18 protein-coding genes are annotated in these 20429 nt (G+C 54.9%); 9 read left to right on the plus strand and 9 right to left on the minus strand.

Annotation, left to right across the window (positions count from 1 at the left end):
• Position 1 precedes the first annotated feature (1 nt).
• The 3 genes from R5L00_RS01190 to R5L00_RS01200 all read right to left on the minus strand — a co-directional run bounded on the left by R5L00_RS01190 (position 2) and on the right by R5L00_RS01200 (position 3339).
• On the minus strand, positions 2–574 hold the full coding sequence (locus R5L00_RS01190) for a hypothetical protein (RefSeq protein WP_317652935.1): 573 nt from the start codon (positions 572–574) through the stop codon (positions 2–4).
• A 200-nt stretch (positions 575–774) separates the two neighbouring features.
• Complete coding sequence (locus R5L00_RS01195; protein WP_317652936.1) at positions 775–1251, minus strand: VOC family protein; 477 nt, start codon at positions 1249–1251, stop codon at positions 775–777.
• 495 nt (positions 1252–1746) lie between these two features.
• The gene (locus tag R5L00_RS01200; RefSeq protein ID WP_317652937.1) at positions 1747–3339 is read right to left on the minus strand and encodes a DHA2 family efflux MFS transporter permease subunit; all 1593 of its coding nucleotides are present in this window, start codon (positions 3337–3339) and stop codon (positions 1747–1749) included.
• Between the two features lie 732 nt (positions 3340–4071).
• On the opposite strand from R5L00_RS01200, the gene R5L00_RS01205 reads away from it, so the two are divergent.
• Complete coding sequence (locus R5L00_RS01205) at positions 4072–5130, plus strand: NAD(P)-dependent alcohol dehydrogenase (protein ID WP_317652938.1); 1059 nt, start codon at positions 4072–4074, stop codon at positions 5128–5130.
• A 95-nt stretch (positions 5131–5225) separates the two neighbouring features.
• On the opposite strand, the gene R5L00_RS01210 is transcribed toward R5L00_RS01205, so the two are convergent.
• Both R5L00_RS01210 and R5L00_RS01215 read right to left on the minus strand, forming a co-directional pair.
• Positions 5226–6035 (minus strand): SDR family oxidoreductase, encoded by an 810-nt coding sequence (locus tag R5L00_RS01210; protein ID WP_317652939.1) that lies wholly within the window; start codon positions 6033–6035, stop codon positions 5226–5228.
• 24 nt (positions 6036–6059) lie between these two features.
• A complete protein-coding gene (locus R5L00_RS01215) occupies positions 6060–6494 on the minus strand; it encodes a GlcG/HbpS family heme-binding protein (RefSeq protein WP_219907433.1) in 435 nt (144 codons plus the stop codon).
• An 89-nt stretch (positions 6495–6583) separates the two neighbouring features.
• On the opposite strand from R5L00_RS01215, the gene R5L00_RS01220 reads away from it, so the two are divergent.
• Positions 6584–6856: a hypothetical protein gene (locus R5L00_RS01220; RefSeq protein WP_181320375.1), complete on the plus strand. Its 273-nt coding sequence runs from the start codon at positions 6584–6586 to the stop codon at positions 6854–6856.
• Here the strand turns inward: R5L00_RS01220 and R5L00_RS15745 are convergent.
• From R5L00_RS15745 to R5L00_RS01235, 4 genes are all read right to left on the minus strand, one after another.
• Positions 6819–6974, minus strand: a complete 156-nt coding sequence (locus tag R5L00_RS15745; RefSeq protein WP_411555574.1) for a hypothetical protein — start codon at positions 6972–6974, stop codon at positions 6819–6821. The genes R5L00_RS01220 and R5L00_RS15745 overlap by 38 nt on opposite strands.
• Positions 6975–7225: 251 nt before the next feature.
• Positions 7226–7720 carry a hypothetical protein gene (locus tag R5L00_RS01225; RefSeq protein WP_317652940.1) on the minus strand — a complete coding sequence of 165 codons (495 nt, stop codon included), beginning with the start codon at positions 7718–7720 and terminating at the stop codon, positions 7226–7228.
• A 481-nt stretch (positions 7721–8201) separates the two neighbouring features.
• On the minus strand, positions 8202–10118 hold the full coding sequence (locus R5L00_RS01230) for a PAS domain S-box protein (protein WP_317652942.1): 1917 nt from the start codon (positions 10116–10118) through the stop codon (positions 8202–8204).
• Positions 10119–10716: 598 nt separating this feature from the next.
• Positions 10717–10947, minus strand: a complete 231-nt coding sequence (locus R5L00_RS01235; protein WP_317652944.1) for a hypothetical protein — start codon at positions 10945–10947, stop codon at positions 10717–10719.
• A 713-nt stretch (positions 10948–11660) separates the two neighbouring features.
• Between R5L00_RS01235 and R5L00_RS01240 the strand changes: the two genes are divergently transcribed.
• From R5L00_RS01240 to nuoH, 7 genes are all read left to right on the plus strand, one after another.
• Positions 11661–12104, plus strand: coding sequence for an NADH-quinone oxidoreductase subunit A (locus R5L00_RS01240; RefSeq protein ID WP_107692625.1), 444 nt, complete (start codon positions 11661–11663; stop codon positions 12102–12104).
• A gap of 40 nt (positions 12105–12144) precedes the next feature.
• On the plus strand, positions 12145–12741 hold the full coding sequence (locus R5L00_RS01245; RefSeq protein ID WP_107692822.1) for a NuoB/complex I 20 kDa subunit family protein: 597 nt from the start codon (positions 12145–12147) through the stop codon (positions 12739–12741).
• A gap of 280 nt (positions 12742–13021) precedes the next feature.
• Positions 13022–14803 (plus strand): NADH-quinone oxidoreductase subunit C/D, encoded by a 1782-nt coding sequence (nuoC, locus tag R5L00_RS01250; protein ID WP_317652946.1) that lies wholly within the window; start codon positions 13022–13024, stop codon positions 14801–14803.
• A 47-nt stretch (positions 14804–14850) separates the two neighbouring features.
• Positions 14851–15357, plus strand: a complete 507-nt coding sequence (nuoE, locus tag R5L00_RS01255; protein WP_317652947.1) for an NADH-quinone oxidoreductase subunit NuoE — start codon at positions 14851–14853, stop codon at positions 15355–15357.
• Complete coding sequence (nuoF, locus tag R5L00_RS01260) at positions 15290–16651, plus strand: NADH-quinone oxidoreductase subunit NuoF (RefSeq protein ID WP_317652948.1); 1362 nt, start codon at positions 15290–15292, stop codon at positions 16649–16651. Before nuoE ends, nuoF begins: the two co-directional genes overlap by 68 nt.
• A complete protein-coding gene (gene nuoG, locus R5L00_RS01265) occupies positions 16648–19473 on the plus strand; it encodes an NADH-quinone oxidoreductase subunit NuoG (protein WP_317652949.1) in 2826 nt (941 codons plus the stop codon). The genes nuoF and nuoG overlap by 4 nt, the downstream gene beginning before the upstream one ends.
• Complete coding sequence (nuoH, locus tag R5L00_RS01270) at positions 19466–20419, plus strand: NADH-quinone oxidoreductase subunit NuoH (protein ID WP_317652950.1); 954 nt, start codon at positions 19466–19468, stop codon at positions 20417–20419. Before nuoG ends, nuoH begins: the two co-directional genes overlap by 8 nt.
• Positions 20420–20429: the final 10 nt, after the last annotated feature.

Consider the following 20429-nt stretch of genomic DNA (forward strand, 5'->3'; position numbering starts at 1 on the left):
ATCATCGATACCGATTCGGACATCGCTCGAGCATGGGATCAGGGCTGGGGTCGTGATCACCCGGATGAGTCAACCCAGACCAAACATGCTTCCACGTGCCAAGGGCTAGGCTCATGACCCCGGAACCTTGTCGCCGGTGTAGTTGATCTGCCAGTGTATGCCGAATTTGTCCGCGCACGCGCCGTATTTCTCTGCCCAGAACATCTCGCTCAACGGCATCACAACGCTGCCGCCCTCGGATAACTTCACCAAAAAGCGATTCCGCCTCGGCAGCGCTATCGGCCTCAAGAGTGATCTGGATATTATTGCCAACGATTAGCTTCTCCGGCATGTTTGAAGTGATGTCCGTTCCCATCAACGTGACTCGTTCTGTCAGAGGCAGGGCGACGTGCCCGACAAGGTCCTTTTCCTCCTCCTTTAATGGCGGCATATCCTCCATGCCCTCCATTGGCGGAAAGTCCCTGAAGCGCATTACGCCGCCCATAAACTCGCCGCCAAAGACGGATTTGTAGAAGTTGAATGCCTCTTCGGTGTTGCCTGCAAAGTTAAGGTAGATATTGACAGCTTTCATCATCGTTTCCCCTGTCGGTTGGTGGTCGATAGCGGCTGTGGTTTCACCGGGACGCGTTTTACAGCCACGTAGTCGAACGAGCCTTTAGGAGATCGCCATCCTTTTGGCGCAAACTTGACAGCGCCACCTAACGCTCCGGCTCAGCGGCGACGCGAAGTGCCGTCCGCTGAACCAGCTGATAGCCACGATTTCGCTTTTCTCGCTTATTTCCCATCATATGCCCGTTGCAGCGCATCAAGATTAAATTTCTTCATTTTGAGAAATGCCTGGGTAACTCGGGCCAATCTGGCAGGATCCTGATCCTGCATCATTTTGTCCATGACAATGGGTACGATCTGCCATGAGAGACCATACTTGTCCTTGAGCCAGCCGCACTGTTCGGCCTCCGGAACAGCAGAAAGCTTTTCCCAGTAGTAGTCTATTTCTTCTTGTGCCTCACAATAGACCATGAAGGAAATGGACTCATTGAATCTGAATAAAGGTCCAGCGCTGATAGCCATAAACGGCTGGCCGGAAAGAGTAAACGAAACAACATCGCAGTCACCCGACGGCGTGTCGTGCAGCGTATTGATACTCGTGATTCCTGAATCGGGAAAGACCGAGCAATAGAAGTGTGCCGCTTCTTTTGCTTCTCTGTCGAACCACAGGTGCGGAACGATCTTTTGTTTGACCACTGCCATCGTATTTCTCCTTATAAGTCTAACTCTTTATAAATCGCAAAATGCCAATTTCACATGGCACCTTGTCGTTTAACATCCCCTATTCGTGGCCCCGCAAATCTGCTTGCAGACTGCGCTGCGGCCGTCCATGCCGTATCTATGTAGACATCGAACACAGGTTCGATCGATGTGTTCCGGCTTGTCGTTGCACCCCTTGTCTGAGGGTACGGAAGGCGCAGTTCAAGGACGTAAGGGAGCGACATGTGCTGACCTTTCTTGAGCCGAAACTGCTCAAATCCGGCATGATCGGTCTGCCTTACAGCGTGTAGCTCGGCGTTGCTGGCATTCCACGATGACTCATTAGCGCTCGAATGTCCGGTATTGAGCCTCAAGACCAGTCCAGAAAGACCGCTCCTTGCCGGATCCGGGCCCTTCCTTTCCCCGGCAAGCATGAAGCACAAGGGCCATGGTTGATATCGTGTCTACCATGTGAATCAGTGCAGTCCGGGCCGATGGCTATTCGCCATAAAACTGCTCCGGTCGGCGTTGACCACGCTGCCCTATGAGCCGCCATGCGCTATAGGAACTTGCCAGCGCCAGCACGGCCGACAAAAGCATGACCCAACGAAATCCATAGACGAAAGCATCACCGACATCGGCCTTTACAGTAATTTGCTCGTCCCGGGTCGCTGCGGCCGGCACATCGATCCCGGCCAGCTTGTCCCAATGCGCAAAGACTTCCCTGCTCACCACAGGCGACACTTTGTGTTCGAGATCAACTAGCGCATGCCGGAAGGCCACGCTCATCACGATGCCAAACAGCGCAATCGCCAGCAGCGCAGCAAGCCGCGAGACGGCATTGTTTATGCCGGACGCAGCGCCGGCCTGGCTGCTGTCCAGGGCATTCATCACAGTGGTCGTGAGCGGCGACACGCTAATCGCCATGCCCAGGCCCAGAACCATCACAGCCGGGAAGAACGTAAGCCAATAGCTTCCACCGGTCGCTGGCAATGCGAACAGGCCAAACCCCAGCGCAGCAATAGCCGGACCGATCATCAACGGTTTCTTCGCGCCGTAACGGTCCACCAGCGCGCCTGCCCAGCGCGACAACAGGAACATGGTGAGTATGAAGGGCAGCAAGGCGGCGCCCGCCTCCACGGCAGTATAGCCCTGCACCTGTATCAGGTTGAGCGGCAGAAAATACAAACTCCCACCCAGGGCGGCATATAGAAGCAGAGTGAGCAAGTTGGCACCGGAAAAGTCGTGCGAACGGAAAAGCTCCAGCGAAAGCAACGGCGCCGGATGCCGACGCTCCTGCAGCACAAAAATTACCGAAGCGACGGCAGCCAGTAAAAGGGAACCGGCAACCCGCAAATTGAGCCAGCCGGCGGTAGAGGACAGGATAAGAGCGAATACCAGCGAGCCAAGACTGATGCTTGCCAATGCGGCGCCCAGCCAGTCCAGGGGCCCCTTTTCCCTGCCCCGGCTTTCAGGCACGTAGCGCAAAGTGAGGAACAGCACCGCCAGCGCCAGCGGGATATTGACTAGAAAGGCGGCGCGCCACGACCACTGCTCTATCAGAAAGCCGCCTGTCACTGGTCCCAGCGCGGCGGTGATCGCGGTATAGCCGGACCAGGTGCCGATGGCTTTGCCGCGAACATCCGTTGGGAACGAGGCGCTGATGAGCGCAAGGCTGCCGGGAACCAGCAGTGCTCCACCCACGCCCTGCATGGCCCTGGCGCAGATGAGCTGTTGCATGCTGGCTGCCATGCCACACCATACAGATGCCGCGGCAAACAGCATGACGCCGGCCAGAAATACTCGGCGCCGGCCGTACCGGTCGCCAGCGCTGCCTCCTGCCAACAGCAGGGCCGCCAGAAACAGCGCATATGATTCGATGACCCACTGGACCTGTGCTGCGCTTGCGCCGAATTCATGCTGCAGCGCTGGCAGGGCAACATTGACGACTGTGCCGTCAATGAAGACCATACCGGAAGCGAGTATTGTCGCCGCCAGCACCATGGGGCGAACCTGCTCGGCGCATGGCGCATCGGCTGGCGCGGCCAGGATCGCGGACTCATCGGATGCGGAAGCAGTGCATAGACTCATCGTTCATCCCCATAAGTAGCGTCTCCACGGGCGGAGCATAACGTTATCTTATCAATAACAGACTATTCGATAATTCAACGGCTGATAAAATACGTGAAAGGGTCAGGCGAGGACGACGACCATTTTGCCGCGGCCAACTCGGCCCATGATAGGTCAGACTCAATTAAAGTAACGTTCGATGCCCATACACGGGTGTATCCAGCACAGCTACCGTTGATGGTGCGACCGAGGCCACCCATCAGCGCCGCGAACTTAGCGCCAATCGGAAGCTCGCCACCTGGCTTTTCACGGCGTGAAGACCTCTGCAATCAGTTATAGAAGCGCAGGATAAAAATCCTCTTTACCGAAAAACCGGCATGCAATGAATCAGTCCTCGTCCGGCAATTTACCGGTACCGGCTTCAGAAGGGGATTATCCGTACCAGGGCTCTTAGCTCATGCGACTCTTTTTGCCCTCATAACTCAAGGAGAACCGCCTTTATCACGAAGGAGTCGTTTTTCTTTGCTATTCGGCGTTTTGAGTCTATAAAAAATTATAGCTTTCGTAGCGCTACTGCCAGCCTTGAAATTCACTTCTTATGGGAGGGTAGAATAAAATGAAAAACAAGACACATCATCACTTCGTTGAAATTAACGGTGTTGATAAAGATTAAGAAGGGAAGAGATAAGAAACCAAAAATACTTTTTTGCCGCGCTTCAAGCCTTATGTGCAACTTAACAGGAGCATAAAGCCATGCACAACTCAAAAGCTTACGCCGCCGGCAGTGCGACCTCCCCCCTTGCCGGAACGACAATTGCGCGGCGCGACCCAACCGAACATGACGTGCAGATCGAAATTCTTTTCTGCGGTATCTGCCACTCCGATCTTCATTCCGTCCGCAACGAGTGGAGCGAGTTCATGCCGACTGTTTACCCGATTGTTCCTGGCCATGAGATCGTGGGCCGTGTCACTGCAACCGGCTCCGCCGTCACTAAATACAAGACCGGCGACCTCGTCGCGGTCGGGTGCCTGGTTGATTCTGACCGCACCTGCCCCCAGTGCAAAGCAGGCCTTGAGAACTTCTGCCCAAACCTGAGGTTTACCTTTAACTCTCCCGACAGGTATCTGGGTGGCAGGACTTACGGCGGCTACTCCGACAGCATTGTCGTCGACGAGCATTTCGTGCTGCGCGTCCCGTCCAATCTCGATCTCGCGGGGGCGGCGCCACTCCTCTGCGCTGGGATCACGACATACTCGCCCATGCGCCACTGGGGCGTCACAAAGGGTAAGAAAGTTGGCGTCGTCGGTCTCGGCGGCCTGGGCCACATGGCCGTGAAGATTGCACATGCGCTCGGAGCCCACGTTGTCGTCTTCACCACGTCGCCCCACAAGAAGGAAGACGCCCTCCGGCTCGGCGCCGATGAAGTCGTGATCTCTCGCAATGCGGACGAGATGAAGAAGCATGCTGGCAGCTTTGACTTTATCCTCGACGCGGTCTCCGCCGAACATGACATTAACGCCTATATCAACCTGCTTAGCCTCGACGGCAACCTCACTATTGTTGGCCTTCCTTCAAATCCCCTCAGTGTCGTCGCCTTCGGCCTCATCGCGCGCCGACGCAGCCTCTCCGGCTCGCACATCGGCGGTATTCCGGAAACCCAGGAAATGCTCGACTTCTGCGGCACGCACAACATTACTGCCGATGTTGAAGTGATCCCGATTCAGAAGGTCAACGAAGCCTACGAAAGACTGGTGAAGTCGGATGTGAAGTATCGATTCTCCATAGACATGGCTTCTCTCCGATCTGAGTAAAGCGAGCCTACCGATCCGGTCGGGAAAGAATTTATGAACCCGATCTGCATTTTTCGGTTCTATCCGGCCACTGCCACAGGATTTACAAATGAATGTTATATTTCAACATCCCAGGCTTTTATCTGATGTTCCTTGATCATATCTTCAACAAATTTGGGAACAACATTGCGGAATTTTCCGGTGTCGGAAGGAACAATTTTGATCATTGCGTCGATCATTTCCTTGGGATCCAGCCTGCCTTCCGGTTTGTCTAATAATGATGCGAAAGTTGCCTTCATTTCATCACGTTTAGTAAAGTTTTTACTATCATCCAGCCAGCGGAAAGCATTGTCAGACATTGTTTCGTTATATCCGGTCAGATATGCACCAGGATTAATAGTCTGAATTTTAATGTTATATTTTTTTAGCTCATCCAACATAGCTTCAGCAATCGCTTCCAATGCATGTTTGGTGGCAACATAAATGCCAAATCCAGGAGGCGTAAATAATCCGCCCATGGAAGAAGTGAAGACCACTTTACCTCCTCTTTTTTCATTGATCCATTTGGCAATGAATTTTTGGGCAAGGTCTAGTGGGGCAAATACATTGGTTTCAAAATTGCTGCGAACTAATTCAATTGGGATTTCAAACACCGGGCCGGCTTCACCCTTGCCCGCGTTGCTAAACAGGATGTCGATATCCCAGGTTAACGCATATTCGACATCAAAGTGATCAAGGATATCGAGCTTTTCAACACGAAGGTTACCTTCCAATCCCAACTCCTTGGCCTTATTGCGGAGTGACGTTACCTGGGGAGAAATTTGTACCCCGGCTATAACTTGATACCCTGATTGTGCCAATCCTATGGCTGTTCCTTCACCGAATCCGGAACCGGCTCCGGTAATCAGAATTGTTTTGTTTTCCATAATTTGGTGGGTTTAATTTCGATCTTAGATTACGCTGCCCGCAGTAGCGATTGCAGCATCCTGGGAAATTGCGCCGCCAGAGACTCCTATATAGCCAACAATTTCACCGTTCTGCTTGATCGGCAAGCCACCGGCAAAGCCTACAAGGCCGCCATTTGTATATTCGAGGCCATAGGCTGCTACTTCCGGCTTAAGAAATTCGCCCAATTGTTCAGAAGGCATACGAAAAAGCATGGCTGTTTTCGCCTTCCGGATGGCAATATCAATGGAGCCTATAAAGGCATCATCCATCCGTTGAAGTGATTTGAGATGCCCGCCAGTATCCAAAAGGGCGATATTTACGGCAACACCGATTTCCTGCGCCTTCGCTTTCGCCTTACGTAGCACTTCATCTGTTTGATCTAATGTGATTTCCATTCTCGTTATTGAACAAAAAATGTTAACGGAAGAATAGTTCATTTAATGGTTCTGCTTTGGCAATCCAATCCAGCACACAACCCAGACATGCTAGACACATAAACAATTACGCCGATATATCGATGTTATCGGTGCGCCAACGCACAGTAGACATTGATCCGATCGTCGCGCCAATCATCTCGAAACTATTCGAGTTGTATGCAAACAGCCAGTACTCAGTGCGCGAGGCGACAGTGAAGGGGAGGGAATGGGGGCTGGTCCACCGAAAGAGCGGCACGAAGGTTCCGGCGAGCACCGTCAATAAAGCGGATACTGTTGTTGCTCAGTCTGCCGCAGCAAAATGCGCCATCTGGTCTGCGTGTGCCTTCACGAAGGACGGACGGGCCGTGGCGCGGGCGACATAGTCACGACAGGCGGGATGTCCCGCCAGCCGTCGAACCGATGGACAAGGCGCAGCACATCCGCCATGAGTATGTCGGCGACGGAGAAGGTCCCGGCTAGCCATTCGCGTCCTGCCAACACCGGCTCCAGGTGCTGGAGCCGCGTGCTATCGGCCTGCTTATGCTTAGGCCCATTATTTCGCGAAATCTTTCTGACATTAACTTTAGTTTTTCGATTCCTTCTCAAAACCGGTTAGGAGCCCGGCCGGGGTTTGCTTATCCTCAAGTCCCTTGTCAAGTGGGTGGGGGCAGGTTCTTTTTAACCGCGTATTTCTTGTTGATGCGCCCAAGCGGAACGCAGCTCATCCTAGGCCACGTCCCGCCTTGCGACACTTAATGCTGCATATGGTGAGAATGTCCTTCACTACTATCTACTTGCCGTTTGGTAACCTTGGCTTTATTGGAGAGTTTGGCCTTGAGCTTAAGAGGGGTAAAGCTGGCAGCGTGCGCGTCCTGTTCGGGTAGCGTAACGAATACGGTAATGACGGTCTCCGGCGTGATAGAAAAATCTCCGCTCCCCTTGAGAATGTTGTCACCCGCCTGTTCCAGTTTTACCGAGGTTTTAGTCTTGGTCTTGCTGCTTTGAATAATTGCCTTGCCTGAGCCACCGTTGACGCTGAGCTCGCTATCGGCATGATCCATCACATACACCACGATCTCGTTATCCTTGGAAACTAGCTCCAAGTGATAAGGCCCGGTCATGCGCATTTGACCGCCGTGCGGCGACGTTCTGGAATCAAAAAATTCTTCGGTATGAGCGCTTGCAAGGAGAGACATGCTCGCCAACGCAGCGCTGAAGAGAAACGTAGTGACGCGCCCTGTAGTCATTTAAATTCTCCATGAAAAATTCCAATTTCGGTTTGAAAGAAAATTCTTTAAGAAGACAATCGAGATAACTCCTGAAGCACCGTTTCTATGCGCCGCTAGCAGGAGACGAATCTCACGATATACCCATAGGGGGTATAAATCAATGTGGCATATTGCCGCATGTGACAAATTGCCGCACGCGGAAGTGCTCTTTTGATGAAGGAGCTATGGACTGGTCTTCTGGGAAAATCGCCGTGATCTCGAGCTTGGGCGTCGTGATCAGCGGGAGCGGGCGTGAAGACGCATCTACTCTCATCGCTGCTGCTGATGAGGCATTTTATCGGGCGAAACCGCGGGTCGGAAGGGGGTTGAATTCAGTTGTCATTTATTCAGCTGTTTACATCACCCATTCTGACAGCTCAGGCTGCTACTGAAGGTTAGAACAATTCTGATCGCGCTTTTCTTGGCTAGCGAGATAAAAAACAGCCAGACTGCGTTCCCGCTAGCCCGCCATTCGAAGAATCTTGGCTATTTCCGACAAATGGTAAGGTTTCTTTATAAATTTATAGTCTTCCGCGTCGGCATTTTCTGTCGTCAAAGAACGGCCATGATAGCCTGAAGCCAGGATGATTTTTATATTGGGAATAAGGCCGCGTGCTTTTCTGGCAAGTTCAATGCCACTTATTCCTGGCATGACCACATCGCTAAACAGTACATTGACATTCGGCATCCTTTCGAGGATGGTGAGCGCGTCCTCACCGTTATTGGCGGATAGCACCTTATAACCCATGTTGCGAAACAGCTGGAGGGTCATGTCCAGAACCTCCGGCTGATCGTCCACGACCAACGCTGTTTCATTGCCGGTTGTCGAATCCTCCCGTCCTTCATTTGCGTCCCCTTCCTGCGCGGGGACGAATAATGAAATAGCGGTACCCTTGCCAACTGCTGTCTCAATTTTCAAGCCCCCACCGAATTGCTTGATCGTACCGTACACTTGGCTCAAGCCCATGCCCGTCCCTTTGCCGACCTCTTTCGTCGTAAAGAAAGGCTCTACTGCCTGAGTCGCCACCGCAGGCGTCATGCCCATCCCGGTGTCACTGACGGTGACTTTCACATATCTGCCTGCAGGTAGTTGCTCCACTGCGTTTTCATGAAGCTCGACCTGCTCGGTACTCAGCGTAATGATTCCGCCGTCAGGCATGGCATCACGCGCATTGATAATCAAGTTTAATAACGCGGCCTCGAACTGCGACACATCGATTATTGCTAGAGGCAAAAGCGGATCCAGTTGCATCCTAAAATTAATGGAACCTTTACTGGCTCTGCGAAGCACTGCCTCAAAAGAACCTATTACGCTGTTTACGTTGTATTTGTCTTGCTTTAAGGGTTGTTTACGAGCAAACGTCAATAACTGTTGCGTTAAATTGGCCCCCTGAGTGGCAGAACGCCGCATCGTCTCAAGAACCTTGGCAGAAATTGGCGTTTGAATTTCCTTAGTTAGAATTTCAATGCCGTTGATGATGACACTGAGCAGATTATTAAAGTCATGTGCAATACCCCCGGTCAGCGTGCCGATCGCTTCCAGTTTCTGGGATTGGAACAAGGCTTCCTTGGCGCGCTCCAGTGCCTCCGCTGCCTGTCGCCTTTCGGTAATATCGCGCGTGACTTTCGCATAACCAATTAAAACGCCTAATGCGTTTTTAATCGGATCGATAACTACATGCGCCCAAAACCTGGAGCCGTCTTTTCGTATACGCCAGCCTTCGCCTTCAAAACGACCTACTTCCGCTGCAGTCTTTAACGCGGCCATTGGCAAGCCCGCGACCCTGTCTTCTTCGGTATAGAACTGCGAGAAATTGGTGCCCACGGCTTCGGCATGCTGGTAGCCCTTGATACGCACCGCGCCGGCATTCCAGTTGGTGATAACGCCGTCTGGCGATAGCATGTAAATGGCGTAGTCCGTTACGCTCTGGACCAGGAGGCGGAACTGCTCTTCAGTGGCATGCAGGGCCTCCGCTGCCTCCTTGCGTTCAGTGATGTCGCGGGTGATTTTAGCAAAACCAACCAAAGCACGCTCATCGTCCCAAATCGGATCAATGACCACGCTGGCCCAGAACCGTCTGCCATCCTTGCGCAGCCGCCAGCCTTCGTCCTCGAACCTGCCCTGGCTAAGCGCCGTTTGCAGCGCTCTGGCGGGAAGATTGGTGGACTGATCTTCTTCGATATAAAACCGTGAGAAATGTTGCCCGATAATCTCGTCGGCCGTGTAGCCCTTGAACCGCTCGGCACCCGCGTTCCAACTGACCACAAAACCCTCCGGACTTAGCATGTAGAGGGCATAATCGGTTACGCTGGCCACGAGCAACCGGAAGCGCTCGGATTCGGGATGTAACGAGAGAGGAAGAGAAGAAAAATCCATCTTTATCATCCATATAAAGTACGCACAACCATAAGCAATGGGGTTAAAGCCTCATACTCTACTGTAACCCGTTTCTGCCCTTCTGCATGTAGCACCTAAGGGTTACTGCTCTCCTGCGAACAGACACTTTGAGATTCTCCATCCGCGTTTCCACCCCCCTTTAGGACTAGGGTCAGTCAAGAAAAAAGGATGAAATATCATTACGACATCTCTCCTGAGAAATGCTACGAATTTTCGATGAATTTAAACATCCTCGCCGCGAGCATCGTGCGCTCCGGTCTCAGCCGTTTGTTCGGGGCTGTATATTTATATGCTTCACTTCCTCTGGTAATGAGGCGGTGGGTTAGGCGGTGTTAGCTGAGTCCATTCTTTGATTTCAAACAATCTTAGCTTCAACATGAAATTGCCTTGCGCCGTGATCATGATCGGAGAATCACTTCTTTGCGTGCAGAGAGCGCCAACCAATCCAGCCACAGCAATTTGTCGATTCTGATAGTGGAGCTCATGCACCCATGCCAGACAGGGATTCCGTATCTCGGCTGTTATCCGTTTGCTGGGAGAAATGAGTGTTACTGCCATGCCATTTTAGTGGCGTGAATTATGGGCGATGAAAAGTTGCGAATCCCGCTATACCGGCACAGCCAGACTGTCGTGACCTTGGGGAATTCGGGATGTTGGGGTTGAGGAGAACGTTGTTCTCTTCGGGCAGCGACGCAGGCACGATCAACCTCGGCTGGCGTAGCGCTTGCGCGTCTTCGTCTACCACTTCCAAACCATCTGAAGGCACCTTCACTCCGTCCTGACCAATTTCACCGTGTCTCTGTAGCATACGGACTCGGGATGGACGCATTCAACTTGGGTCAGATCCGTGCGAGTGCCGAGGTCGAAGACGACACCGCCGTTTATCTTCCTATTCGGCCACATAACACCGACTTCGAGGACAAACGATCTGATGCTGAGAACCCATGCTTCACGCAGGAAGAAAAAAACGTATCTCTCCCCCTACACCGCCCAGCCATCCTGTTACGCGCGTCACAGCGAGTTATCTCGCCTCCAAATGGTGACTTTTGTGAGTTTCGGTGGGAATTTGGATGGGAATTAGAGCGCTATGCCACACTGCTCAATAATTAAAGGACTATAACGGGCTGGCCCCTACGACGTGAGAGGCCAAGGATATAAGCAGGAGCGCCCCCTCCTTGCTCGCTCGTAGCGAGGGTGTCCTCCACACTTAAGTTCTAACGTATTGTATTCTAATGCTTCTATATTTAGATCACCGTCGAATTACCACGTTTGTTACCACGCATGTGACTTACATACCTCCGTCGGCGACTGTTCAACCAACTGGACAGGACTGCCGGATAACGACGGACAGTACGCATACCACTTTTTTGTTGGCTATCGCACAGAAGTCTGCCTGCTCGATGGGAAATACTAAACTTCCACCTGAAGCCAGCCCTCTCTGGCCCCGCAGCTTTCTGCGTGGACCGGCCTGTTTAATCCTGGTGAATCAATCAAAGGACCAAGCCCAAAGGAGCCTAATCCTTGAATGCTTCCGTGACACAAGCAACAGAAATCTGGCCCCTGGTTGCATACTTCTTCCTCGTCGTCACGCTGGTTGTGGGCGTCATGGCGCTTTCGTACATCATTGGGGAGCGTCATAGATCGAAGGCTACGGATGAGCCATTTGAAAGCGGTATTGTCACCGTCGGCCTTGCGCGCTTGCGCCTGTCCGCCAAATTCTACCTGATCGCAGTGTTCTTTGTGATCTTCGATGTGGAAGCTGTGTTCCTTTTTGGCTGGGCCGTCGCTTTTCGTGAGCTGGGCTGGCCCGGCTATATCGAGGCTGTCATCTTCATAGCTATTCTGGGAGCGGCCCTCGCTTATTTATGGCGGCTGGGTGCCCTGGATTGGGGGCCCAAAAGGCATTCGGCTGGCAAGTTTGCCAAAGAATCAAGGAGCCCAAACCATGCGGTGGTCTCTAAGTAAGCCATACGATAAACCATCTGGGGCAACGTCCGGGTCTTCAATAATCCGTGATAACGGTTTTGAAGAAGACGGACGCCGCAGTGTGTTGCTGACGCGATTGCAAGACCTTGTCGCATGGGGCCGCAAGAATTCCGTCTGGCCCTACAATTTCGGTCTGTCGTGTTGTTATGTGGAAATGGCGACCAGCTTCACCAGCAAGTATGACCTTGCCCGGTTTGGCGCCGAAGTTATTCGCGCTTCTCCCCGTCAGGCCGATCTGATCGTTATTTCCGGTACGGTTTTTATCAAGATGGCGCCCGTGCTCCAGCGTCTTTACGATCAGATGCTTGAACCGCGCTGGGTAATTTCGATGGGTTCGTGCGCGAATTCCGGCGGAATGTATGACATTTACAGCGTGGTGCAGGGTGTAGACCGGTTCCTTCCCGTGGATGTTTATGTTCCCGGTTGTCCACCTCGGCCCGACGCATTCATGCAGGGGCTGAATCTGCTTCAGGACGCAATCGGCAAGGAAAAGCGCCCATTGAGCTGGGTGATCGGTCCGCAAGGGATCGAACGACCGGCTGCGGGATCCCAGCGGGATCTCAAGCGGGCAGACCGAATGCGGGCTACGACGCTACGAAGTCCGGACGAGGTCTAACCTAAATCCGGCAATTGACCGCTCATACTTTTCAGGACGGCGCTGTGCCTTATAACCGTTTTTCCCCAAACTTGACTTTCACCTTTTTGAGTGAGTTCGCTACAAGCTTGATTGCACGTTTTTGGGGCGTATGGCTGCATTGCAACTCCTCGGAATGGAATAACCATTCCGCGTCGTTGCGCCTTTCCCTGCATCCCCAGGCTGTCACTTCACTCTGTCCAACTGCCGGGTTTAGGTTAAACCCGTGAGCGCAGCCTCCAGCATTGCCTTAAAGCAGGATATGCCGAACACATCAAGCCCTTCAGACGTGCTGGAGGAATTGAAAGGTCGCTTTGGGCCCCCGAACGCCGGTAACCCGGGCGGACCGATGGGTTTAGTGCAAAAAACCGCCGATGACCTTCCCACTCAGTGGGTTTCCCGGAACAGGGTACGCGACGTCCTGCGCTATCTGAAACTGGAAGCGGAGCGGCCTTACCGCATGCTGTACGATCTGACCGCGATCGACGAGCGCACGCGGGCGCATCGCAACGATCAGCCGCCAAGCCGATTCACCGTCATCTATCACCTGCTGTCGTTCGAGCGTAATGCGGACGTGCGTCTCAAGGTCGCGCTTACGGAGACTGATCTTCACATGCCCACGATTACGGATATCTGGCCTGCCGCAAACTGGTACGAGCGCGAGATATGGGACATGTTCGGGATCGTCTTCGACGGCCACCCGCACCTGCGCCGGATTCTGCTACCCCCGTGGTGGCAGGGGCATTCCCTGCGCAAGGAACACCCCGCTCGCGCGACTGAAATGGAACCGTTCCATTTGTCCGGAGAGAAGGAGGAGGCTGAGCAGGAAACGCTGCGTTTCCATCCTGAAGAATGGGGAATGCGCCGCGCACACGACGGCACCGATTTTATGTTCCTCAACCTGGGGCCGAACCATCCGGGCGTGCATGGCGTATTTCGCATTGTACTGCAGCTCGACGGCGAGGAAATCATCGACGCTGTGCCAGAGATTGGCTTTCACCATCGCGGAGCGGAAAAGATGGGTGAGCGCCAATCCTGGCATACCTATATTCCCTACACCGACCGCATCGATTACCTGGGAGGGGTCATGAACAACCTTCCCTATGTGCTGGCCGTGGAAAAACTGGCAGGCATTGAAGTGCCTGATCGGGTAAAGGTGATGCGCGTGATGATGGCTGAATTTTTTCGCGTTGCAAGCCATCTGGTGTTCTATGGGACTTTTACCCAGGACCTGGGCGCTCTTTCCCCGGTATTTTTCATGTTCACCGACCGCGAGCGAGTGTTCGATGTCGTCGAAGCCATCTGTGGGGGGCGAATGCACCCGAGCTGGTATCGCATCGGCGGTGTGGCTCAGGACTTGCCCAATGGATGGGATCGGATGGTGCGGGATTTTCTGGATTATATGCCTGCAAGACTGGATGAGTATGACAGGATTGCTGTGGGCAACCGCATCTTGAAAGCCCGGACGCGGGGCGTCGGCAGTTACTCGACAGATGAGGCGATCGAATGGGGCGTGACGGGACCCAATCTGCGCGCCTGCGGCTTCGAATGGGATTTCCGCAAGGCACGGCCGTATTCGGGCTACGACCAGTTCGAGTTCGATGTACCAACCGGCCAGCATGGCGATTGCTATGATCGCTGTGCCGTTCGCGTCGAAGAAATCCGCCAGAGCTTGCGCATCATCGAGCAGTGCCTGGAAAACATGCCGGCCGGCTCGCATAAAGCGGATCATCCGCTCACCACACCGCCGCTCAAGAAGCATACCTTGCATGACATCGAAACGCTCATCGATCATTTCCTGGGTGTGAGCTGGGGACCTGTCATTCCTCCGGGGGAAGCATTTGTAGGGATCGAGGCGACCAAAGGAAACAACGGCTATTACCTGATTAGCGACGGCAATACCATGGCTTATCGGGTGCGTATCCGTACGCCTTCCTTTCCGCACCTGCAAATGATTCCTTTGATCAGCCGTGGACTGATGATTTCGGATTTGATCGCCATTCTGGGCAGCATCGATTTTGTCATGGCCGACGTGGACCGCTGATGTGGACCGTTGACGTGGGATCGCTGAGGGGATACCGAGGGGAAACAATGCTGAGCGAACAGGAGAGGAGAGAAATAGAAGCGCATGCGCGGCACTACCCGAATAATCGGGCGGTATGCATCGAGGCGCTCAAGATCGTGCAGCAGCATCGCGGCTGGGTATCGAATGAGGGGATTGCCGACGTGGCCGAGGCATTGCAGATGAAGCCGGCTGAACTGGAGAGCGTTGCAACCTTCTACAACATGATTTTCCGCAAGCCGGTAGGCAAGCATGTCATCTTGCTGTGCGACAGCGTCAGTTGCTGGATCATGGGTTATGAACATCTGCGCGAGCACCTGGCGGCGCGCCTGGGCATCAGGCCGGGCCAGACCACTGCCGACGGCCGTTTTACCCTGCTGCCGAACGTGTGCCTCGGCGCCTGTGACCATGCTCCTGTCATGATGGTGGATGATGCGCATTACCAGGACCTGGACGCGGCCAGGATCGATGAAATCCTTGCTAATTACCAACAGGAAGAAAAAGAATCAACTGATGGAAACACCGCTGACCCGTAATATTTCTTTGGGGAAAGAACCGCCCGATCTTGCGCAGTACGAAAAGGCGGGTGGTTATGCTGCCCTGCGCAAGGCCCTGCACATGTCTCCCGCGGAAGTCCAGGCAGCGGTGAAGGAATCAAACCTGCGCGGGCGCGGGGGGGCAGGATTCCCCACCGCGCAGAAGTGGAGTTTCGTGCCAATGGGTGAGGACGCGCCGCGGCCCAAGTATCTCGTCTGCAACGCCGACGAGATGGAGCCGGGTACATTCAAGGACCGCCTGTTGCTCGAAGGTGATCCCCACCAGTTGATCGAGGGCATCATCATCAGCGGCTATGCGATCCAGGCCGACGTGGCCTACGTCTTTCTGCGCTGGGCGTACAAGCTGGCCGCCCGGCGGATGGAGCGAGCGATCGCTGAAGCTTATCACCAGGGCTACCTTGGGAAAAATATCCTGGGCTCGGCGTACAGCCTGGAGATGCACCTACACGTCAGCGCCGGGCGCTACATGTGCGGAGAAGAGACCGCTCTACTGAATGCCCTCGAAGGCAAGCGCGCCAATCCGCGCGCCAAGCCTCCATACCCGCAGGTGAGCGGCCTATGGGGCAAGCCCACCATCGTCAATAATGTTGAAACCCTGTGCAATATTCCGCATATCGTGAATCATGGCGCTGCATGGTTCAAGAGCCTGAGCCGTAGCGGCGATGGCGGTACCAAACTGTACGGCGCCAGCGGAAGGGTAAAGAACCCGGGGTTATGGGAATTGCCCATGGGCACCCCTCTGCGGGAGATTCTGGAAGAACACGCGGGCGGCATGCGCGACGGCTACCGGTTTCGCGGCTTGCTGCCGGGAGGTGCGTCGACGGATTTTGTTACTGCCGATCACCTCGACGTAGCGATGGATTTCGATTCGATGCAGGCGGTGGGCAGCCGTTTAGGGACGGGCACCATGATTGTCCTTGACGACAAGACTTGCCCGGTTGGCATGCTGCTCAATCTCGAGCATTTCTTCGCGCAGGAGTCGTGTGGCTGGTGCACCCCTTGCTGGTCGGGGCTTTCATGGATCGAACAGATATTGCAGGACATGGAGGAGGGGCGCGGCCAGGCTTCCGATCTAGAACGGCTAGAATCGCATACCCGCCTGCTGGGCCCGGGGCACACCTTCTGCGCCCTCGCGCCCGGTGCGGCAGAGCCGCTGCAAAGCGGCCTCAAGTATTTCCGGGATGATTTCGAGCGCCACATCCATGAAAAACGCTGCCCCTGGGGCGAGCGCGATGTGGGGATGCAGCATGGGAATGTGGCGAGGCGAATGTGACGATCATCCATATCGACAACCGGCCTTATCCTGCCAAGGATGGCGAGAACCTGCTGCAGGAATGCCTCTCGCTAGGATTCAACCTGCCTTATTTCTGCTGGCATCCGGCACTTGGCTCGGTAGGGGCGTGCCGCCAGTGTGCGGTCAAGCAGTTCAAGAACGAGGAAGATAAGCAAGGCAAGATCGTTATGGCGTGCATGACTGCGGCTAAAGATGGAGTTCGGATTTCAATCGATGACCCCGAGGCACACGAATTTCGCGCCAGCGTGGCGGAATGGCTGATGGTCAATCACCCGCACGATTGCCCGGTGTGCGATGAGGGCGGCGAATGCCATTTGCAGGACATGACAGTGATGAACGGTCATGTTTATCGCCGCTTCCATGGCCGCAAGCGCACGTTCCATAACCAGGACCTCGGGCCTCTCGTCAACCACGAGATGAATCGCTGCATTCAATGCTATCGCTGTACGCGATTCTACCGGGACTATACGGGCGGACGCGACTTTGACGCCTTGATGCTGCGCGATCAGGTCTACTTCGGCCGCCATCAGGACGGGGTTCTCGAAAGCGAATTCAGCGGCAACCTGGTGGAGATTTGCCCTACCGGTGTTTTTACCGACAAGACATTGAAGCGGCACTATACGCGCAAGTGGGATTTGCAAACGGCGCCATCGGTGTGCGTGCACTGCGGACTCGGTTGCAACACGATTCCGGGCGAGCGTTACGGCATGCTGCGCCGCATCCACAACCGTTTCAACGGCGCGGTCAACGGCTATTTTTTATGCGACCGCGGTCGCTATGGTTACGAGTTCGTTAATAGCGAGCGCCGGATCAGGCAGCCAGTGTTGCGTAAAGCCAAAACCGAACCACTGCAGCTTGCCACCAAACAGGACGCGCTCCAACATTTGGGAGAAATCCTGTCCAGTGGAGCCCGCTCCATCGGTATCGGCTCCCCGCGCGCCTCGATCGAAGCCAACTTTGCGTTGCGTACGCTGGTTGGACGTGATCAGTTTTATTTCGGAATATCGGAGCGGGATTCCCGCCTACTTGCTTCAGTCCTCGATATTTTGAGAAAGGGTCCTGCCCGCGCGCCATCGCTGTATGAAGTGGAGTTGGCGGACGCGGTGCTGGTGCTGGGGGAAGATGTCACCAATACTGCGCCACGGCTTGCGCTGGCCCTGCGCCAGGCGGTGCGACGCGAACCGCAAAAGATGGCGGAGAAAATGGGTATCCCGCTCTGGAATGACAATGCGGTGCGCGATGCGACGCAACAGGAGCGGGGGCCATTGTTTGTTGCCACTGTGACGGATACCCGGCTCGATGATATTGCGACTCGGACCTTCCATGGGCCGCCTGCCGATCTCGCCCGCCTTGGGTTCGCGGTGGCGCACGCGGTCGATTCGAACGCGCCTCCGGTAGTTGGATTATCAAGTGCGGCACAAGCACTGGCTGACGTCATCGCAGAAAAACTGAGGGCGGCTGAGCGTCCATTGATTATCTCCGGGATGGGTTGCGGGGACAAGGCCATCGTTGAGGCGGCGGCCAACGTTGCATGGGCGCTATGCAGCACGGGCCACGCGGCCGAGCTCTGCTTCGTTGTTCCCGAATGCAACAGCCTGGGTGGGTCGATGCTCGGAGGCTATAGCCTCAACAGCGCATTGGAAGCAATGGACAGCGGCGCCGTGGATACCCTCATCGTTCTGGAAAACGATCTTTACCGGCGAGCGGATGCCGCGATGGTCGATCGGCTTCTCGCCGCAGCCCGGCGCGTCGTGGTGATCGATCATATCGAGCATGCTGCCAGCGCGAAGGCTGACGTGGTGCTGCCTGCCGCGACCTTTGCCGAGGCGGATGGTACGCTGGTGAATAACGAAGGACGGGCACAGCGCTTTTTCCAGGTTTTCGTGCCTACGGGTAATATTCCGGGGAGTGACATTCCGGGCGATATCCAGGAAAGCTGGCGCTGGCTGCGGGACATCATGGCTGCGGCTGGCCGCGGTGATGAAGCACCATGGTCAAGCCTGGACGATGTCACCGCCGCCTGTGCGGCGGCAATTCACCGCCTCGAACCGATTTTGCGCGCAGCGCCATCGGCGAGCTTCCGCATGGATGGACAGAAGATTCCGCGAGAGCCCCATCGTTATAGCGGGCGCACCGCCATGCACGCCAACGTAAACATCCAGGAACCCGAGCAGCCGGATGATCCGGATAGCCCCCTGTCATTTTCCATGGAAGGCTATCCGGGCCATCCACCGCCGTCGCTTATTCCCCGGTTCTGGGCGCCCGGCTGGAACTCGGTGCAGGCGTTAAACAAGTTTCAGGACGAAGTGGGCGGCCCGCTCTCCGGGGGCGACCCAGGCGAGCGCCTCATCGAACCCACGCCGGCGAAAAAAACGGCGTACTTTGAAAATGTACCGGCTGGCTTCGCGCCGCGTTTGGAAGAATGGCTGCTGTTGCCGTTGCATCACATCTTTGGCTCCGAGGAACTGAGCGCCCTGGCGCCCGGTATCGCTGAGCTCAGTACTGAACCGTATCTGGCGCTCAACCCCGACGATGCGGTCGATCTTCGGCTGGCTGAGGGGGATGACGCGCAGTTGCTGTTTGGGCCCGAGCTTATGGAAATTTCACCCGGCTTCCCCGAGGAAATTCCGCGAGCGTACTGGCTGCCGGTGCGGTTGAAACCAGAATTGCAACGCGGCACTGCTGGGCTGCCCGTGGGTCTGCCAAGTCCGGGCAGTCTTGGGGGGATCGGATTGCCGGCATTCGGCAAGATAAGAAGGGCGAGGAAGGAGAACCGGATAGAAGAGGGACGCCATGAGTGAATCGGCGCGCATCTGGGCGAACCTGATCTTGATCCTCGCTGCCGTGTTTGCTTTCTCGGCGCTGCTGTCCTGGATCGAACGCCGTTTGCTCGGCGTCTGGCAGGACCGCTACGGCCCGAATCGGGTGGGGCCGTTCGGTATTCTGCAAATTGTTGCCGATTCGATCAAGCTCCTTACCAAGGAGGACTGGGTGCCGCCATTCGCCGACAAGGCGGTGTTCGTGCTGGCGCCGACAATAGTTGCCGTCACTACGCTGCTTGCATTTGCCGTGGTGCCGATCGCGCCGGACATCGGTGTGGTCGACCTGAACATCGGGTTACTGTTTTTTCTCGCCATGTCTTCGCTTGGCGTTTACGGCGTCGTACTGGGCGGATGGGCGTCCAACAACAAATATTCGCTGCTCGGCGGCTTTCGGGCGGCGGCACAGATGTTGAGCTACGAGGTTTTCATGGGTCTGGCGCTGATGGGCGTCGTCATGCTCGCCGGTTCGTTCAACCTGCGCGATATCGTCGCCGCGCAGGAAAATCTCTGGTTCTGCGTACCCCAGATCCTTGGCCTGGCAACTTTTACCGTAGCGGGCATTGCCGAAGCGCGCCGGCTACCTTTCGATCTGCCCGAGTCGGAGAACGAGCTGGTGGCTGGCTTTCACACCGAATACTCCAGCATGAAGTTCGGCCTGTTTTTCATTGGTGAATACGTGGGCATCACCCTTGTCTCGGCAATGATGGTGACATTATTCTTCGGAGGGTGGCTGGGGCCGGTGCTGCCCCCAGTGATATGGTTTTTGCTCAAAACCTTTATTGTCATTGGGTTCTTCATTTTACTGCGAGCTTCATTGCCCCGGCCCCGTTACGACCAACTGATGGCCTACGGCTGGAAAGTCATGCTACCGCTCACACTTGTCAATTTGTTGATCACCGGCGCGGTCATATTGGCTGCGGCGTAACCTGTTCAGA

This window comes from Nitrosospira sp. Is2 (assembly GCF_033095785.1).
Lineage (GTDB): Bacteria > Pseudomonadota > Gammaproteobacteria > Burkholderiales > Nitrosomonadaceae > Nitrosospira.

Bases quoted from the DNA above. Each gene is read 5' to 3' on its own strand.
- R5L00_RS01190 (WP_317652935.1), bottom strand. From the start codon at position 574: ATGATGAAAGCTGTCAATATCTACCTTAACTTTGCAGGCAACACCGAA.
- R5L00_RS01195 (WP_317652936.1), bottom strand. From the start codon at position 1,251: ATGGCAGTGGTCAAACAAAAGATCGTTCCGCACCTGTGGTTCGACAGA.
- R5L00_RS01200 (WP_317652937.1), bottom strand. From the start codon at position 3,339: ATGAGTCTATGCACTGCTTCCGCATCCGATGAGTCCGCGATCCTGGCC.
- R5L00_RS01205 (WP_317652938.1), top strand. From the start codon at position 4,072: ATGCACAACTCAAAAGCTTACGCCGCCGGCAGTGCGACCTCCCCCCTT.
- R5L00_RS01210 (WP_317652939.1), bottom strand. From the start codon at position 6,035: ATGGAAAACAAAACAATTCTGATTACCGGAGCCGGTTCCGGATTCGGT.
- R5L00_RS01215 (WP_219907433.1), bottom strand. From the start codon at position 6,494: ATGAACTATTCTTCCGTTAACATTTTTTGTTCAATAACGAGAATGGAA.
- R5L00_RS01225 (WP_317652940.1), bottom strand. From the start codon at position 7,720: ATGACTACAGGGCGCGTCACTACGTTTCTCTTCAGCGCTGCGTTGGCG.
- R5L00_RS01230 (WP_317652942.1), bottom strand. From the start codon at position 10,118: ATGGATTTTTCTTCTCTTCCTCTCTCGTTACATCCCGAATCCGAGCGC.
- R5L00_RS01235 (WP_317652944.1), bottom strand. From the start codon at position 10,947: ATGCTACAGAGACACGGTGAAATTGGTCAGGACGGAGTGAAGGTGCCT.
- nuoC (WP_317652946.1), top strand. From the start codon at position 13,022: ATGCCGAACACATCAAGCCCTTCAGACGTGCTGGAGGAATTGAAAGGT.
- nuoE (WP_317652947.1), top strand. From the start codon at position 14,851: ATGCTGAGCGAACAGGAGAGGAGAGAAATAGAAGCGCATGCGCGGCAC.
- nuoF (WP_317652948.1), top strand. From the start codon at position 15,290: ATGAAATCCTTGCTAATTACCAACAGGAAGAAAAAGAATCAACTGATG.
- nuoH (WP_317652950.1), top strand. From the start codon at position 19,466: ATGAGTGAATCGGCGCGCATCTGGGCGAACCTGATCTTGATCCTCGCT.